Source organism: Campylobacter sp. JMF_11 EL3, from assembly GCF_027736965.1.
Classification (GTDB): Bacteria; Campylobacterota; Campylobacteria; order Campylobacterales; family Campylobacteraceae; genus Campylobacter_B.
Genome location: NZ_JAOVTJ010000004.1, coordinates 61,140 through 76,877, shown reverse-complemented (window position 1 = coordinate 76,877; position 15,738 = coordinate 61,140). Strand labels below are relative to the sequence as shown.

Annotated in this window: 16 protein-coding genes, 7 tRNA genes and 1 pseudogene; 9 read left to right on the top strand and 15 right to left on the bottom strand. The window is 40.5% G+C overall.

Translation table 11 applies throughout. The features are described from left to right. Positions 1-16: 16 nt before the first annotated feature. The 3 genes from OFN67_RS06480 to OFN67_RS06470 all read left to right on the top strand — a co-directional run bounded on the left by OFN67_RS06480 (position 17) and on the right by OFN67_RS06470 (position 2,054). Positions 17-778, top strand: coding sequence for a phosphatidate cytidylyltransferase (locus OFN67_RS06480; protein ID WP_270858675.1), 762 nt, complete (start codon positions 17-19; stop codon positions 776-778). After that, entirely contained in the window at positions 772-1,857 is a 1,086-nt protein-coding gene (dxr, locus tag OFN67_RS06475; RefSeq protein ID WP_270868610.1) for a 1-deoxy-D-xylulose-5-phosphate reductoisomerase, read from the top strand. The genes OFN67_RS06480 and dxr overlap by 7 nt, the downstream gene beginning before the upstream one ends. A gap of 121 nt (positions 1,858-1,978) precedes the next feature. Further along, a tRNA-Val gene (locus OFN67_RS06470) sits at positions 1,979-2,054 on the top strand. A 176-nt stretch (positions 2,055-2,230) separates the two neighbouring features. On the opposite strand, the gene OFN67_RS06465 is transcribed toward OFN67_RS06470, so the two are convergent. The 9 genes from OFN67_RS06465 to OFN67_RS06425 all read right to left on the bottom strand — a co-directional run bounded on the left by OFN67_RS06465 (position 2,231) and on the right by OFN67_RS06425 (position 4,477). Beyond that, a tRNA-Asn gene (locus OFN67_RS06465) sits at positions 2,231-2,305 on the bottom strand. 12 nt (positions 2,306-2,317) lie between these two features. Then, a tRNA-Leu gene (locus OFN67_RS06460) sits at positions 2,318-2,402 on the bottom strand. Positions 2,403-2,449: 47 nt separating this feature from the next. After that, positions 2,450-2,526 (bottom strand) — tRNA-Arg (locus OFN67_RS06455). Positions 2,527-2,542: 16 nt separating this feature from the next. Continuing rightward, a tRNA-Arg gene (locus OFN67_RS06450) sits at positions 2,543-2,619 on the bottom strand. A gap of 5 nt (positions 2,620-2,624) precedes the next feature. Continuing rightward, a tRNA-His gene (locus tag OFN67_RS06445) sits at positions 2,625-2,701 on the bottom strand. A 5-nt stretch (positions 2,702-2,706) separates the two neighbouring features. Beyond that, positions 2,707-2,783: transfer RNA gene (locus OFN67_RS06440), tRNA-Pro, on the bottom strand. A 79-nt stretch (positions 2,784-2,862) separates the two neighbouring features. Further along, entirely contained in the window at positions 2,863-3,006 is a 144-nt protein-coding gene (locus tag OFN67_RS06435) for a hypothetical protein (protein ID WP_270868611.1), read from the bottom strand. A gap of 11 nt (positions 3,007-3,017) precedes the next feature. Beyond that, positions 3,018-3,782 carry a hypothetical protein gene (locus OFN67_RS06430; protein WP_270868612.1) on the bottom strand — a complete coding sequence of 255 codons (765 nt, stop codon included), beginning with the start codon at positions 3,780-3,782 and terminating at the stop codon, positions 3,018-3,020. 62 nt (positions 3,783-3,844) lie between these two features. Further along, positions 3,845-4,477, bottom strand: a complete 633-nt coding sequence (locus OFN67_RS06425) for a non-canonical purine NTP pyrophosphatase (protein ID WP_270868613.1) — start codon at positions 4,475-4,477, stop codon at positions 3,845-3,847. 90 nt (positions 4,478-4,567) lie between these two features. On the opposite strand from OFN67_RS06425, the gene OFN67_RS06420 reads away from it, so the two are divergent. Further along, on the top strand, positions 4,568-5,881 hold the full coding sequence (locus tag OFN67_RS06420; RefSeq protein ID WP_270868614.1) for an MFS transporter: 1,314 nt from the start codon (positions 4,568-4,570) through the stop codon (positions 5,879-5,881). Next, complete coding sequence (locus tag OFN67_RS06415; RefSeq protein ID WP_270868615.1) at positions 5,871-7,070, top strand: molybdopterin molybdotransferase MoeA; 1,200 nt, start codon at positions 5,871-5,873, stop codon at positions 7,068-7,070. Before OFN67_RS06420 ends, OFN67_RS06415 begins: the two co-directional genes overlap by 11 nt. A gap of 74 nt (positions 7,071-7,144) precedes the next feature. On the opposite strand, the gene OFN67_RS06410 is transcribed toward OFN67_RS06415, so the two are convergent. From OFN67_RS06410 to OFN67_RS06385, 6 genes are all read right to left on the bottom strand, one after another. Continuing rightward, a complete protein-coding gene (locus OFN67_RS06410; protein WP_270868616.1) occupies positions 7,145-7,954 on the bottom strand; it encodes a hypothetical protein in 810 nt (269 codons plus the stop codon). Then, on the bottom strand, positions 7,955-9,631 hold the full coding sequence (locus tag OFN67_RS06405; protein ID WP_270873993.1) for a hypothetical protein: 1,677 nt from the start codon (positions 9,629-9,631) through the stop codon (positions 7,955-7,957). A gap of 131 nt (positions 9,632-9,762) precedes the next feature. Beyond that, the gene (locus tag OFN67_RS06400) at positions 9,763-10,080 is read right to left on the bottom strand and encodes a hypothetical protein (protein WP_270868618.1); all 318 of its coding nucleotides are present in this window, start codon (positions 10,078-10,080) and stop codon (positions 9,763-9,765) included. After that, positions 10,080-10,247, bottom strand: a complete 168-nt coding sequence (locus tag OFN67_RS06395) for a hypothetical protein (protein WP_270858667.1) — start codon at positions 10,245-10,247, stop codon at positions 10,080-10,082. Before OFN67_RS06395 ends, OFN67_RS06400 begins: the two co-directional genes overlap by 1 nt. Further along, positions 10,234-12,321, bottom strand: coding sequence for a mechanosensitive ion channel family protein (locus OFN67_RS06390; protein ID WP_270868619.1), 2,088 nt, complete (start codon positions 12,319-12,321; stop codon positions 10,234-10,236). Before OFN67_RS06390 ends, OFN67_RS06395 begins: the two co-directional genes overlap by 14 nt. Then, positions 12,290-12,919 (bottom strand): carbonic anhydrase, encoded by a 630-nt coding sequence (locus OFN67_RS06385; RefSeq protein ID WP_270868662.1) that lies wholly within the window; start codon positions 12,917-12,919, stop codon positions 12,290-12,292. Before OFN67_RS06385 ends, OFN67_RS06390 begins: the two co-directional genes overlap by 32 nt. 164 nt (positions 12,920-13,083) lie before the next feature. Between OFN67_RS06385 and OFN67_RS06380 the strand changes: the two genes are divergently transcribed. From OFN67_RS06380 to pyrE, 4 genes and pseudogenes are all read left to right on the top strand, one after another. Beyond that, on the top strand, positions 13,084-13,785 hold the full coding sequence (locus tag OFN67_RS06380) for a Bax inhibitor-1/YccA family protein (protein WP_270868620.1): 702 nt from the start codon (positions 13,084-13,086) through the stop codon (positions 13,783-13,785). A gap of 90 nt (positions 13,786-13,875) precedes the next feature. Continuing rightward, a pseudogene (gene secG / locus OFN67_RS06375) lies at positions 13,876-14,196 on the top strand (preprotein translocase subunit SecG); the annotation flags it as partial. Positions 14,197-14,555: 359 nt separating this feature from the next. After that, entirely contained in the window at positions 14,556-15,113 is a 558-nt protein-coding gene (frr, locus tag OFN67_RS06370; protein ID WP_270858664.1) for a ribosome recycling factor, read from the top strand. Positions 15,114-15,115: 2 nt separating this feature from the next. Continuing rightward, positions 15,116-15,724, top strand: a complete 609-nt coding sequence (gene pyrE, locus OFN67_RS06365) for an orotate phosphoribosyltransferase (protein WP_270868621.1) — start codon at positions 15,116-15,118, stop codon at positions 15,722-15,724. Positions 15,725-15,738 lie beyond the last annotated feature (14 nt).

Below are 15,738 nucleotides of genomic sequence, written 5' to 3'. Positions count from 1 at the left end.
AATCTAAGGAAATTTTATGAAACAAAGACTAGTAACTGGCGGAATTTTGCTTGCTGTTTTTTCTGTTTTAATCCTGATAAATAGCAGATTTATCAACTTTTTCGTATTTGCCATAATGCTTAGCATAGGGCTTTTGGAGAGCTACAAGCTCTATGGACTAAAAAATGTCAGCCTCAAATGGCTAGCCCTTGCGCTCGCATTTTTCGCGCTAATTCCGTTTGCCCAAGACGACGAGCCATTTATCAGCGCGGTTAAAGTCTGTATCGCCTCAGTAGTCGTGGCTGCTTCGATTGTGGCTTTTAAAAAGCTTGAAAACGCGAAAATTATCCTGCCTTTTATCTACCCTTTCGCTCCGATTTGCCTAATGTGGGCGGTTTATGATGATTTGGGGATTTTCCACTTCGTCTGGCTTATCATCACCATAATCGCCTGCGATAGCGGTGCGTATTTCGCTGGTAAAAGCTTTGGCAAAACCCCATTTAGCCCTAGCTCGCCAAACAAAACCATTGAAGGCATCATAGGCGGAATTATTTTTGCCTTTATCACAAGCTTCATTTACGCGCGCATTTTCACAAACTTGCCGCCGCTTGAAATTTTATGCAAGACCCTAGTTATCGTGATTTTTGGCATTTTTGGCGATCTGTTTGAAAGCTATCTCAAACGAAGCGCAGGCGTCAAAGACAGCGGCAGTTTATTCCCAGGACACGGCGGCGTGCTAGACCGCATTGACGGGTATATGTTTGGCGCAGTGGCTATGGTGGTCGTGTATTCATGGTAGTGCTAGGCTCCACTGGCTCGATTGGCACAAACACCCTAGATATCGCGCACAAAAAGGGAATTTTGATCGAGGCTTTGGCGTGCGGGAAAAATGTGAGTTTGCTAAACGAGCAGATTGCTAAATTTCACCCTAAATTCGTCGCTATCGGCGAAGAAAGCCTAAAATCAGCCGTCAAACACGACAAGGTTTTTGTCGGTATGGAGGGGATTTTGGCAATGCTCGAAGAGTGCAAATCTAGCACCGTCGTAAATGCCCTAGTGGGCTTTGCTGGCATGCTCCCTAGCCTAAAAACGCAAGAACTTGGCAAAACGCTATGCCTAGCAAATAAAGAAAGCCTAGTCGTGGGCGGGAAATTCCTTGAAATTTCAAAAATTCACGCCATTGACAGCGAGCATTTCGGGCTAAAATTTCTAATCCAAAACGCAAAAACCCCTATTTCTAGGCTCATCATAACAGCCAGCGGAGGGGCGTTTTACGATACGCCACTAACCGAGCTTGGAAGTGTGAGCGCCAAAGACGCGCTAAGGCACCCAAACTGGCAAATGGGCGCAAAAATTACAATTGATAGCGCGAGCATGGCAAACAAGCTTTTCGAGGTAATCGAGGCGTTTTGGCTATACGGCACGAAAAATATCGACGCCGTGATCGAGCGCACATCGCAAATCCACGCCCTAGTCGAGTTCATCGACGGCTCGACCACAGCGCACATTAGCGAGACTGACATGCGCCTAGCCATAGCGCATGCGGTTTTAGAGGGCGCGATTAGCGAGCAAATCGTCAAACCTGTAAATTTGCTGGATTTAAAACCGATTAAATTCGCTCCAATCGATACACTCAAATACCCTATTTTTGGGCTCAAAGACGCGCTTTTGGATAATCCGAATTTTGGCGTAGTGATAAATGCGGCAAACGAAGTTGGCGTTTATGCGTTTTTAGAAGGGCGGGCGAGATTTAGCGATATTTCGCGCGTGGTGCTAAAATCCGTGGAGAAATTTCACTCGCCAAACACCCCAGACGCGCACGCTCTAATCGAAATCGACCGAAGCGTGCGAGCGTATGCAAATGAACTTTTGCGCTAAATTTGGGAAATTTGGCGCAAAATTTGGCGCAAAATTTAAAAAATTTGGCAAATTTGATTAAATTTTACATTTTTTAAATTTTATATTAGCTTTTTTTGCTATAATGCAAACTCTTATTTTTGGCCCCGTAACTCAGTTGGTAGAGTGTCACCTTGACATGGTGGAAGTCGTTGGTTCGAGTCCAATCGGGACCACCATTTAATCGAGCCTTAATTTCAAATATTTCAAATTTTTTTCTTATCTAAATTTAAATGCAAATTTTAATAATATTATGCGTGAGCGGAAATAAATTTTTTAAAAGGGTCAAATTAGGGGTCAATCGTTCCCTTAAACTTCACAAACTACGATAAAATGGGGATTTCATAAGAAAAAGTGGCTCCGGATGCTGGATTCGAACCAGCGACCAAGCGGTTAACAGCCGCCTACTCTACCGCTGAGCTAATCCGGAACGAGTATTAAATGGTGCGGATGAAAGGACTTGAACCTTCACGCCGTAAAGCACCAGATCCTAAGTCTGGCGTGTCTGCCAATTTCACCACATCCGCAAAAAAGAAAGCGCATTATAGCCAAAAGCTCTTAATGCTAGCTTAAATGGTACGCCCATCAGGATTCGAACCTGAGGCCTACGGCTTAGAAGGCCGTTGCTCTATCCAGCTGAGCTATGAGCGCATAAAAAACAAATCAGTGGTACGCCCGAAAGGAGTCGAACCTTCAACCTACAGATCCGAAGTCTGTTGCTCTATCCAATTGAGCTACGAGCGCGAAAGTGGGGTGAATTGTGGGAATCGAACCCACGACCCTCAGGACCACAATCTGATGCTCTAACCAACTGAGCTAAACTCACCACAATGGTCGGAGCGAAAGGATTCGAACCTTCGACCCTCTGGTCCCAAACCAGATGCGCTACCAGACTGCGCTACGCTCCGATAAATGATGTGGATTGAAAAAGGAAACTTGATTATATATAATTTTTAAAATTTTGTCAATGAAATTTAGCTTAAAAATTTAAAATTTAGAAAGAATTTTATTTATGGCGAATTTGCAAGCGACACAACACAAAAACTCAAAGTTTTTCTTTGTTAAAAGTCTAGCTTCTGCTTTGTTTAGCTCAACTTCTGCTTTTGACACTCTTTTGCTTGAATTACTCATAGCAATCTCCTTTAAAAATAGATTTTTTCAACATTATCAATGTTTATGTTGTATAAATTTAAAAAATACTCTTTAACTTCGCTATATTTACTGCGGTTACAAATTATTAAAGAATAGTATTGTGGTAAAAAATTACCAGCACTATACGGTATAAAATATGGCTCAGATAGTGCTATTTTTGGAAAGATTGTAAAAAATCTATCACCTTTTTTACCAATGATTATATAAAGAATAAAATTTGCCAATATAAAGCCAAACAAACCAAATATTAAAAATCCTAAAAACCACAAAAAAGACATACTAATAGACATAATCAGAGCACATATAGCAAAAATACCAAATTTTACTTTATAATTTTCATTGCGTATAGAATAAACAGTAAAAGGCTTATAAATATTTTCTTTAATATCTTTTAATTCCACAATTCTTTTTAATTCTGAATTATTAAAAAAAATAGTTTTTTCATAAAATTCAACAACGGAATTTTTTATTAAAATTTTATTCTTAGAAGGTTTATTAAATATAAATATAGCAAGAAAAATCAACAATACCATACCAAATATTATTGCATTTACGAAAATTATATCAATAATATCTTCGTTATCAAATATTGCATTGATATTTGTTGGTATAGAAACGCCAAATAAAAATGGGACAAGCAAAATGGCGGCATTATGTAAAACTTCATAATCGTATAGTTCAATCGGCTCCTTATCATAATCCCTCAAATTCTTATTTTTAATAAAAATATCGTTTTTGAAATTTCTGTTTTCCAAATTTAATCCTTTTATAAAATCTCGGTCAGTATCTGTGATACTGAAATTTTAAATTTTATAAATCAGATGTTTTTAAAAGAGTTTATCAAAATTTTCATCAGTCCCAAACCTCGTGAGCGGTGCGAAATTTCACCCTTGATGCGTGCTGGAAGCTCGCCTATGGTTTTGCCCAAATCGCCCTCTCCAAGCTCTTCGTAGCGACGCGGAATAAACATAAAATCATACCCAAACCCATTTTCCCCGCGCTCTTCGCAAATCACTTCGCCGTGCATAAATCCGTGCGTGCAGTATTCACCAAAGTGCGATTTCAGCGCGATTGCAGCCACATAGTGTGCGCCCGAGCTACGCACGCCACGCGCGATTAGCTCGCTGGCTAGTTTCGCGCGGTTGCTAGCGTCCGTCGCGCCCTCGCCACTAAATCTGGCCGAATAAATCCCAGGCGCGCCACCTAAAATATCCACGCAAATCCCGCTATCATCGCTCATCACGAGATATTCGCGGTGCAGATTTCGCGCTAGTAGCCTCTCATAGACCGCGCGCACCTTTATCAGCGCATTTTCTTTGAAACTCTTGCCGTCTTCAATGATTTCAAAAGGCTCTAAAACCTCGCCAAGCCCGTAAATTTCGTCATTTTTGAAAAATTCTCTAATCTCGTTAAGCTTATCTTTGTTGCCAGTGGCTACTAAAATTTTCATATCAAATCCTTGCGTAAAAACGCTTATTTTATCCAAATTTGACAAAATTTTAGCTACAATCACGGACAAAAATAATCTTTAAGGCTTTCGATGTTAAATACAATTTTGCCACTTAGTTTTATCGCAGCGACCCGCTTTTTTGGGCTTTTTATCCTGCTTCCGGTGCTTAGCTACTATGCTTTGGAGCTTCGCGGTGCTGATGAAAAACTAGTCGGCGTTTTAATCGGCGTGTATGCGATCATGCAAATGCTCTTGCAGACCCCATTTGGCGCGCTTAGCGATAAAATCGGGCGCAAAAACACTATCGCAATCGGCCTTGTGATTTTTATTGCAGGATCTGTGATTTGCGCCTTTGCTAGCGACATTTACACTATGATTTTAGGGCGATTTGTGCAGGGTTGTGGGGCTATCGGAGCTGTGGCTACGGCGCTGATTAGCGACTTTACCACAGAAGAAAACAGAGGCAAGGCAATGGCGATAATGGGTGCGATGATAGGCTGTGCCTTTGGCGCGGCGATGATTTTAAGCCCGGTTTTGAGCGCGAAATTTGGACTGGCAAGCCTTTTTTGGCTAAGTGTCATTTTGACGATTTTTTGCCTGATTTTGCTATTTTCTCTCGTGCCAGCTGAACCCAAAATTCGCTCCAAAATGCCCAAAAAATCCTCACTCGCGCTTTTGCGAGATAAAAATTTATCCTTGCTAAATTTAAGCAATTTTTTCCAAAAAGCCTTTATGACGACCGCATTTTTCCTAATCCCCATAATGCTTCACTCTAAATTTGGCTTCGCGCAAGACGAATTTATCAAAGTCTATGGCGTAGCTATGATTTTTGGCTTTTTGGCTATGGGCGCAAGTGGCGCAATGGGCGAAAAACTCGGACTTTCAAAGCAAATTTTGCTTCTTGGAATTTTATTTTTTATTGTTTCGTATTTGATTTTTGCTTTTGCAAACAACCCTTATTTTTTTATTTTTGGCGTGATTGTATTTTTCGCCGGATTTAACGCGCACGAGCCCATTATGCAGAGCCTCGCGTCGAAATTCGCCAAAACCGCAAACCGCGGCGAAGCACTTGGAATTTTCACTTCGTTTGGGTTTTTTGGCAGTTTTATCGGGGGCGTGTGTGGCGGAGTGGCGTATGGCTGGGTCGGTATTTTGGGTATCGGGCTAGTCGTGGCAGTGCTTGGGGCGGTGTGGTTTGCGATGATTTTAGCCCTGCCAAATCCGAAAATTTTTAAAAATTTATATTTTGATAAAGCGCTAAATTTCGATTTTAGCGCCATTAGCGGGCAGGCTGGGATTGTCGAAATTTACGAAAACGGCGAGAATTTCGTCGTCAAATACAACTCAAAAATCATAAGCACAGAAGAGATTAAAAATTTGCTAGGAGCCACCGATGCAGTTTGAGAGTTTGCAAAGCGCGATTGCGAGGTTTAAAGCCAGCGTCGCGCCTGAGAAAAAGAGCGAAATTTTGCCCCTAAACGAGGCTTTGGGGAGAATTTTAGCCGATGAAATTCGCGCGCCATTTGCCAAGCCAGAGCGCCCTACCGCCTCCATGGACGGATACGCGCTAAATAGCGCAAATTTGGCGTGCGGGGCGAGATTTAAGGTCGTTTCGCAAACCCCTGCTGGAAGCATGCCAATGTCTGCCCCAAAATCTGGCGAGTGCGTCAAAACCTTCACAGGCGCGATTATGGCGAGGGGCGCGGATACTCTCGCGCCTGTGGAAAATGTCAGCGTCTGCGGCAATGAAATCATAATCAATAAACCAGTGCCTGCTGGCTTTGCCGTGCGAAAAATCGGCGAGAGCTACGAAAAGGGCGAGGTTTTATTAAGCGCAAACTCACGGCTAAATTTTGCAAGCATTGCGCTTTTGGCTGAGCTAGGCATGGCTAGCGTGGCAGTGTTTGCGCGCCCAAAAGTCGCTATAATCGCTACTGGAAGCGAAATCAAACGCCCGGGCGAGAGCTTAGAAAACGAGGCGCAAATTTATAGCTCAAACAACTTCGCGCTTTTAAATTTGGCGCGTGCAATGGGGTTTGAAGTGGTGAGCGAGCAAATCATCAGCGACGATAAAGACGCCCTAAAAAGCGCGCTCTTTGGCGCACTCTCGCGCGCTGATATCGTAATCACCAGTGGCGGAGTGAGCATGGGGGATTATGATTTTATGAAGGCTTTGGTGAGGGAGAATTTCGAAATCCTAGTCGATAAAGTCGCCATAAAACCGGGTCGCCATGTCAAAATCGCCAAATTTGGCGAGAAATTTATCTTCGCGCTGCCTGGATTTCCGCTTTCTAGCATTGTGACTGGGTTTTTGTTTTTGCGCGCGTTTTTGAGCGCGAAATTTGGGCTTGATGACGGGTGTGAGAGTAGCGCGATTTTAAGCAACGATTATGCGAAAAAATCGCCGTTTTTGGAGTTTGCTCTTGGCGATATCAGCGTCCAAAATGGGCAAATTTTTATCTCTACTGCGGGTAAAAAGCAAGGATCTAGCGCGATTTTGAATAATTTTGGCCCAAATTCTGCCCTTCTAATCGCAGAGCAAAATTTAAGCGCAAATTCTGTGGTAAAAATTTTGCAAATCCCAAGGTGGTAAGGTTTGAAAAAAATAAAATTTTTAAAAATTAGGCTAAATTTGGAAATTTAAATTTTTTCAATCAAACTAAAACTTTAAATTTTACCGCCTAGAAGCATAAAAATTGCAATACCAAGAGCTAAAACTGAAACAATTAACGAAACTATGCTTATCAAACCATTGTTTTTAAGCTTAGACATTTCGCTTTCGAGCTTGGCTATTTGCCTGCTTTGTTCGGTGTCTAGGCTATCTTTTTCATCAAGTCTTGTTTTATTTGAGCTGATATTTATGGCATTTGCTCTTATATCTTTACTTTGTTTATCATCAAGCATATCTTTTTCATCAAGGCGTTTTGAATTTTTAGCGATATTTGTAGCATTTATATTTATTTTTTCTTTTTGTTCTTCTAGTTGAGTATGTTGCACCATTAAGTTATTCACAAATTCTTGTGCGTCATTGTAAATTCCTTCCATAACTTTGGTTGTTTCGTTGCTAAGAGTTGTAACTTTTCCCTTTATTTCTACTGAGCGATTTGCAATTATATGTGCCATATAGCCAACAGAAAATTTAGTATAAGTAATCGAACCTTGTATTAATTTAAGACTACTTTGTTGTATTTCATTTAATCGTGCTACTGCCTCGTTTGTTTGAGAAAGTCCTTTGGCTGTTAAATTCATTTTTTTATCATCGTTTCCCCAAGAAAAAGGATTATACCAACTACTATTTTTAGTATTTTCAGCTTCTCTCGAAAGTTCTTTCGCATACTTTATTGCGTCGGTGGCTTCTTCGATTTTTAAGGCAATTTGAGCAAATGCTTCTTGTGCCTTATTTTTAAATTCAGCCAACCTTGTATCGTTAGGTTGCAAATTTTTGTAGTTATCCAAATTTGGAATTAAATCGTTCATTTATTCTCCTTTTAAATTTTTAAGTTTATTTTTTAAATTTGTTCGCATATCATTTATTCGAGCAAAATCACTTTGTATTGCTTTATCTATTTCTAGCATATCTTCATTTGTTTTGGTATCAACTGCGTGTAGTAATTCTGTTGTTTGTGTAGCACTTGTTATTAGTGTCTTATACCCATCGCCTAATACAAACCAGCTTTGTGCTATGCTAAGCTGAACCACTTCACCACTTTTTGCCATTAACTGAAATTTGAGTTTTGATTGTTTAGCGTTTGAGCGAAATTTATCCATATAATAAAGCACGATAGTAGTTAAAAGTCCGCCAAGTAATGCACTTATTGTTACCGAAAGGGCACTACCTACCGTGCCATGCTCCGAAAATGGCAAAGGCAGAGCCATTATGGCGTTTAGCCCCGGCACACTCGCTAAAAGCGAGTCGATCCCAGCAGAAAGCCCAAGCGAAGCCCCGCCTATAATGCCTGTAATCAAAATTTTAAAAGCTTCATAATAAACATCGTCTTTATCTACATTTTCTGGCGGATTTACTATCATTTTAATAGCCTGAACTAGTGAAACAAAACCGGCTCTAATTATGCTGACTATTTTTTTGAGCGTTGTGGTAACGAGATTGATTGCAAAGACTAGCAAATTTGAAAAAAATGCCGTTACAGCACCTTCAAGCGAGCCTTTTAGTATATCTTTCCATTTAGCTTTGATATTTTCCCAAATTTCGCCAAGACGAGTTTTGAAACGCTTCGAAATTTCAGAAAAACTCTCATCGCCAAAATTTTTAAGCGTTATTTTTATTTCATCGATTGTAGCTTCGATAAATTCCCTAAGTATGAGTGCAAACGCAGAATACACAGCCATTTTAACAGCATCTTTTCCACCTGTTATAGCAAGTTCTTTTCCGTCTTTTTTGACTTGGGCTTTGAATTTTTCCATATTTACGAATTTACGAGCCTCTTTATCTTTTTCGAGTGCAACCTTTTCATCCAAGCCAAAGTGTTCCGCGTTTGTTTTGCCGTCATCATTTCGTTTTTGTTTTATCCAATCTTTCATTTTTTTATTGCCTTTTGACTGATTTGGGCTATTTTTTACGGCAGCTAGATTTATCTTGTTTGTAGCTATTTTGGCTCTTTGCTCTGGTGTCATATATAAATTTAGTGCTGGGTCAAATTCTATTTCGTGAGCTGAGACAATATGGTCGATATTTGTATCGTTTCTCGAAATTTTACCGCTTCCATACTCGCAATCAATCGTATCGTTATTTGCAAATAGTTCGTTTTTCATTTTATCTAAACCATTATCGTAACCCCTATCTTTTCGCAAACCTTTACCTTTTTTGCTCCATATCTTTTCTTTATTGTTTTCCCATTCTTCGTATTTTTTTCTATCTTCGTCGTTTGCCGTTATACCTTGTTTGAAATTATGGGTTGTTGTTACGCTACCGCCGTCTTTGCTGGATATTACAAGACTAGCAAGTCCAAATTGTGAAGTGATTGTATTGATTGCATTTTCTTTACAAAGTTCAAGCAACTTTGCACTATCACCTTGTGATAGTTTATCTTTTAGTTCGTTTAATTCAGTTATTGCTATTTCTAGCTCACCGCTTAACCGAATTCTAAGCGCATCATAATCGAAGCCAGCTACCCTCTCTCTCTCTCTCGATTTCAAAAATAGAATTGTCGCTTAATTTTTCATCAAGCCAATCAATTTGTTTTTCCATTTATGCTCCAAATTCAATAAGAAATTTTAAAAATGTATAACAAAATCTCTAAATTCTAGCGAATTTAGAGATTTCAAATTTACAAATCCGCTAGTTTGCAACTAGAAGTTATCGCAAATTTGGTCAAAAATGCCTTGTTTTCGCGATCGATCCTGCGAAGTTCGTCGATTTGGGCGGGGTCGTATTCGTGCGAAAAATCCATATCTTCTAGCGGAAATAGCGCCTTTTCAAGCTCCTTGCTCAAAGCCTTTATGCGCGCGCCGTCCTTGCAAGCTTCGAGCGATTTATGCAAATCTTGCATGATTTGTTCTGCCTTTTGGGGCGCGACCTTCATCGGCGTAAATTCCACGCCAAAAACACAGGCGCAAAACGCGCAAATTAAAGCGATTTTTCTCATTAGTAATCATCTCCGTCGATGTTGTTGTAGTTTAGCCCCTCGCCATCATCGTAGCTATAATCGTCCTCGTCATAAGCGTAGTTATAGCCCTCTTCGCCCTCGATTATATCCTCATCGTAATCGTCTAAATCCTCGTATTCTTCGAAGTCTTCGTCAAACTCTCTCATCTTCTCCTCCTTCACTAAATTTCGGGTTATCATAATCAAATTTTGGTAATTTTTCAACATACAAACTCTGCGACGGGAAGGCAAATTCTAGCCCGTTGTTCTCGACAATCTGCATGATTTTAAACAAAATATCCTCTTTAATCTGCAAATAATCATCTCTCATAACGGTTTTTGTGAAACAATACACCAAGATATTAACAGAACTATCGCCGAAGCTATCAAGCACCACATTCATCGTGCTTTTATAGCCCGCTAGATCGTCGATTGAGACCATGTTTTGGCGCGAGCGCATACGAAAATCGCGCGAATTTGTCGCACTATCGCCAGATTGAGCAATCCTAGGGTGCGCTTTTAGCATTTCTTTGATATCTTCGATACACTTTCTAAGCTGTTCTGATCTGGCAGAGTATGTTACGCCCACGATGATATTGATATGGCGGCCGACCTTGCGGCGGTTCCAGTTTTTGATATTTTGCGCCATAATGTTTGCATTTGGCACGAAAACAAGGGCATTATCAAAGGTTCTAATCGTGGTTTTCCTAAACCCAGTCTCCACGACCGTGCCCTCTATGTCGCCCACTACGACATGATCGCCTTGCGAGAAGGAATTATCAAACAAAAGCATGATTGATTGGAAGAAATTTGCGATAATATCCTTGGTCGCAAACGCAATCGCCAAACCTCCGATTCCAAGCGAGGCTAGTATCGCGCTGACATCAAAACCTAGCCGTTTTAGGATAAGTAAGAGCGCGATTATGACGACGATGATATATAAAATTTTGATAACCAAATTTATAACATCTTTTCTAACGCCCTTTTTAGCGATATTTCCTAGCACGATTATGCCGTATCCGTCGATGATTTCTATGATGACCCACGCCCACAAAATGACATAGATTATCGACAAAATACTTGCGAACCTTATCGGCACAGGGGCTGGATAGAAAAATATCACCAGCGAAATATCTATCGAATACGCTATCAAAAGCACGCCAAGCGGGCGTTTTATCGTGGCTACGACCTGCTCTTTTATGGTTTCTTTATCAATGGCTGTGGAGCGATTGATGATTTTAAAGACGAAATAAATCAAATTTGCTAACACCCTGCGAAGCGAGTAGAAAAAGAGCATTATCGCGCTAATTAACACGATTTTGCCGAAATTTATGCGTCTATCTTTGATAGGGGAAATTTCATTTATGCTATCGATTGCGGATTTGAAATTTAGGCTAGTAAAAATCACGCTAGACGCGAGCAAATCGGCATTTGAGTGCAGATAGGATAAAATTTCCTCGTAAGTTGCTTTATCATTTTTAAGCTCGCTAAATTTAGCCACGAAATTTTCGGCATCTTCTTGCGATTTTAGGGCTTCTTTTAGCTTGGAAGTTTTATCTAGCGAATACTCCGAAATCCTGCTAAGCGCGTCCTCTAAGCTCATTTTTAGCTCATCTTTGCTCGCACCATTTACAAAAAGATTATCAAGTTTTAAAATTTCTTGATAAAAAATATCCCCAAGCGCCATTCTATCGGCACTGACCGCTGCGCTTACATATTCAATCGAATTTTGCTTTTTCGCAAATTTCGCCAGCGTATCCTCGATATTTTTCTTAATCTCAGCGTATTTTAAAAGCCCTTCCCTGCTTAGCGTATTATTCGTAATCGCCATAGGAACGCTCTCTAAAAGCCTTGCTTTGTTTTCTTTGAGAGTTTTTAGCGAGCTATCTGTGGCGTTGGCTTCGCCTTTTGGCGAGATAGCGAGGATTTTTTTATTTATCTCTTTGATCTCATTTACCACGCGATAAAAGGAATTTGCGCCGTTTGTTTCGTTTGCGTTAAGTTCGTTTTGTGCGACCTTATTTACGATTATATCATAGACTTCGCTTTTGTTCGCATCGGCCCCTGAAACCTCGCTCAAAAACTCTTCGACTTCCTTTTTTTTCTCTTCTAAATTTGGCGCAGGAACTGCGCTTTGGCTCGAATTTTGCTCGGTTAGGTTTGCTTCGCTTTTATTCGCTTCTGCGAAAATAAAATTTAGGCAAAGCGCACTAATCAAAAAGCTGATGAGAAATTTTTTCATAGTCATAATCCTTGTTTAATAGCGCAAAATGGTCATTGTGCGGGTCGTAGTTGAAAATTTCGCCCGTTTCGATGATATAGTGCCAGCCAAAAATTTTAATCTCTCCTGCCATATAACCCTCTTTGACATTTGGGTAGGTTAGCAGATTTCGTATCGAATTTACGATATTTAGGCGTTCGGCCAGCCACTCTCTTTTAGCTTTATCGTTGGCGCAGTGCTTTGAAATTTGATCTTTTACCCCAGACATCAAATTTATCCATTTTTTCACATTTGGGGTTTTTTGTAGTTTTGCCTCGTCATAAAACAGCGCCGCGCAACCGCCACAATTACTGTGTCCGCAAATGATGATTTGTTTGATCCCTAAGGCATACAGCGCGTATTCGATAGCCGCTGTGGTAGCGACGAAATCATCACTAACGCGATATGGCGGGACGATATTTGCGATATTTCGCACTACAAACATTTCTCCCGGTTTTGTCGAAGTTATGAGCCCTGGCACTACGCGCGAATCCGAACACCCGATAAAAAGCGTGTGCGGGGTCTGCGTATTTGCCAAAGAGCTAAAAAGCTCGGCGTGCTCGGCGTAGTTTTCTTCCATAAATTTAATTGCACCATTGATTAATTGTTCAGCCAAAATTCTCTCCTTTTTAAAAACGGCTGATTATATATTGCTTTTTTAAATAGAAAAAATTTTAGCTATTTATTATATATTTGGTAAAATTTTGCTAAACTCCCTACCCAAAATTAAAAAAAGGAGAGAAAATGAGTCTTTACGATAGAAATCATCTTACTAGCGAATACGACGCGAGCTACGATGCGCCATTAGAGCAAGGCAGAGTTAGCAAACTCATCAAAGAAACTTATGCTCTTTTAACAGCTTCTATGGTCGCAGCCGCCGCTGGTGCGTATGTAGCGATGAGCACAGGCGTATCAATGGGGCTAAATCCGTTGCTAAGTTTTATTTTGTTGGTTGGTTTGATTTTTGCAATGCAATTCGCCGTCAATCGCGGAGCTAACAGCCTTGCATTGGTTTTGCTTTTTGCCTTTACATTTATCACAGGTCTTACACTAGGTAAGGTTTTATCGCTTTATATCGGTGCTGGTATGGGTGGCGTGGTAACGCAAGCTTTCGTGGCTACTGCGGTTGCATTTGGCGCACTTACTGTGTATGCCATGAACTCAAAAGTCAATGTCGATGGCTGGGGCAAACCGCTATTTATCTCGCTAATTGCAGTGATTATCATCGGATTTTTGAACTACTTTTTCTTCAAAAGTTCACTTGTGAGCCTAGGAATTTCTGGTTTTAGCGCACTTTTGTTTTCGTTTTATATCATTTATGATACTAAAAACATCATCAACGGCGTCTATACTTCGCCAATCATGGCAGCTGTGGGTATGTATCTAAATATCTACAACCTTTTTATGTCACTTCTAAATATCCTTGGTTTTGCAAACAGGGATTAAAATTTAGGGCGCAAATTTGGCGCCCTTAACTTAAAATTTATATTTTTTTCATTATAATGCCAAATTCAATTTTTTTCAAAGGTTAATATTGTGACTACTTTATTTTTGGTTTTACAAGTAATTTTTGCTATCGTAATAACAATCGCCGTGTTGTTACAAAAAAGCTCATCTATCGGTCTTGGCGCATATAGCGGAAGCAACGAAAGCCTATTTGGCGCAAAGGGACCTGCTGGATTTTTGGCTAAATTTACAGCGTTTATGGGAATTTTATTTGTGGCAAACACTCTTGCTTTGGCATATTTTTATCAACAAGACGCAAAATCATCAGTAATCGACCGCGTCAAAGTAGAACAAAAACAAAGCGAAGCGCCTAAAAACGCCGTTCCAGCCGTGCCAAGCGCACCAAAGGCAAATAGCTTAAATATAAAACCTTCGTTTGATAACGCAGCTAATGCTTTGCAAAGTGGAGCAGAAAAAATTTCAGAAGCAGTTGAAAACAACGCTAGCGCGGCAGTAGAAACCGTGAAACAAAGCATAGAGGGCGTAGAAAACAATATCTCACAAGCTAGCGAAAAAATCGAACAAAAAGCTAGCGAGCTTGGCGCAGCAATCGAGGGCAACGCCACAGAGGCTCTCAAAACTCTAAGCGATCAAAATCAATCAAAATAATTCTAAATTTTTGCATTTAAAAATGTCAAATTTCGCATTTTTAAATGCAACTCTTATTTTTTTTACGCTACAATTCACAAATTTTTCTTAAAAGGATTTTAATGTTAGACTCTATTTATAAAGACCAGAAATCGCACTGCGACAAAGCTATTGAAGCCCTTAAAAAGGACTTTGGGACACTTCGCACCGGCAAGGTAAATATAAATATCCTAGACCACATTACGGTTGATTACTACGGAAGCCAAACTCCACTCAATCAAGTCGCTACCGTTTTAGCGACAGACGCTGTTACAATCACAATCACGCCTTGGGAAAAACCAATGCTAAAAACGATTGAAAGCGCGATTGCAGCGGCAAATATCGGCGTAAATCCGAACAACGACGGCGAGGCTGTGAAGCTGTTTTTTCCACCGATGACGGTAGAACAAAGACAAGAAAACGCCAAAAAAGCCAAAGCAATGGGCGAAAAGGCAAAAATCAGCATTAGAAATATCAGAAAAGACGCGAACGACGAGGTTAAAAAACTAGAAAAAGACAAAGCTATTAGCGAAGATGACGCTAAAAAAGGCTACGATGAAGTGCAAAAAATCACCGATAACTACTCAGCCAAAATCGATGAAACCGTAAAAGCCAAAGAGGCAGAGTTATTGAAGGTTTGATAATGGAAATCGAAAAAATTTACAAAGAAAACGGCGCGTATTTGCACGGGCATTTTTTGCTCAGTAGCGGAAACCACTCTGAATACTACCTCCAAAGCGCAAAAGTTTTAGAAAACCCTGCCCTAGCTGGGGAGTTAGCAAGCCAGCTAGCGGGCGTCATAAAAGATGCTGGCATTAGCTATGATAGCGTCTGCTCGCCAGCACTTGGCGGAATTTTGGCTGGTTACGAGCTAGCCAAGCAAGCAGGCAAACGCTTTATTTTCACTGAGCGCGTCGAAAAGGTTATGAGCCTAAGACGCGGTTTTGAAGTCAAAAAGGGCGAAAAATTCGTAATCTGCGAAGATATCATCACTACGGGAGGCTCAGCATTAGAGAGTGCGAAAATCATCGAGAGCCTTGGTGGCGAGGTTGTAGCTTTTGCGGCCCTTGCAAACCGCGGATTTTGCGCAGTGGCAAATTTAGGCAACTCACGCCATGAAAGTTGCAAACTTCCATTTGATAAACCGCTTTTTACGCTTGGAAATTTCAGCTTCGAAATTTACGAGCCTAGCTCTTGTCCGCTTTGCAAAAACGGAAGCGTGGCAATCAAACCTGGTTCGCGCGGAAACTAAATTTCGCGCGAAAT

Bases quoted from the DNA above. Each gene is read 5' to 3' on its own strand.
- OFN67_RS06395 (WP_270858667.1), bottom strand. From the start codon at position 10,247: ATGAGAGAGTTTGACGAAGACTTCGAAGAATACGAGGATTTAGACGAT.
- pyrE (WP_270868621.1), top strand. From the start codon at position 15,116: ATGGAAATCGAAAAAATTTACAAAGAAAACGGCGCGTATTTGCACGGG.
- frr (WP_270858664.1), top strand. From the start codon at position 14,556: ATGTTAGACTCTATTTATAAAGACCAGAAATCGCACTGCGACAAAGCT.
- OFN67_RS06425 (WP_270868613.1), bottom strand. From the start codon at position 4,477: ATGAAAATTTTAGTAGCCACTGGCAACAAAGATAAGCTTAACGAGATT.
- OFN67_RS06435 (WP_270868611.1), bottom strand. From the start codon at position 3,006: ATGAGTAATTCAAGCAAAAGAGTGTCAAAAGCAGAAGTTGAGCTAAAC.
- dxr (WP_270868610.1), top strand. From the start codon at position 772: ATGGTAGTGCTAGGCTCCACTGGCTCGATTGGCACAAACACCCTAGAT.
- OFN67_RS06415 (WP_270868615.1), top strand. From the start codon at position 5,871: ATGCAGTTTGAGAGTTTGCAAAGCGCGATTGCGAGGTTTAAAGCCAGC.
- OFN67_RS06410 (WP_270868616.1), bottom strand. From the start codon at position 7,954: ATGAACGATTTAATTCCAAATTTGGATAACTACAAAAATTTGCAACCT.
- OFN67_RS06380 (WP_270868620.1), top strand. From the start codon at position 13,084: ATGAGTCTTTACGATAGAAATCATCTTACTAGCGAATACGACGCGAGC.
- OFN67_RS06480 (WP_270858675.1), top strand. From the start codon at position 17: ATGAAACAAAGACTAGTAACTGGCGGAATTTTGCTTGCTGTTTTTTCT.
- OFN67_RS06385 (WP_270868662.1), bottom strand. From the start codon at position 12,919: ATGGAAGAAAACTACGCCGAGCACGCCGAGCTTTTTAGCTCTTTGGCA.
- OFN67_RS06390 (WP_270868619.1), bottom strand. From the start codon at position 12,321: ATGAAAAAATTTCTCATCAGCTTTTTGATTAGTGCGCTTTGCCTAAAT.
- OFN67_RS06400 (WP_270868618.1), bottom strand. From the start codon at position 10,080: ATGAGAAAAATCGCTTTAATTTGCGCGTTTTGCGCCTGTGTTTTTGGC.
- OFN67_RS06420 (WP_270868614.1), top strand. From the start codon at position 4,568: ATGTTAAATACAATTTTGCCACTTAGTTTTATCGCAGCGACCCGCTTT.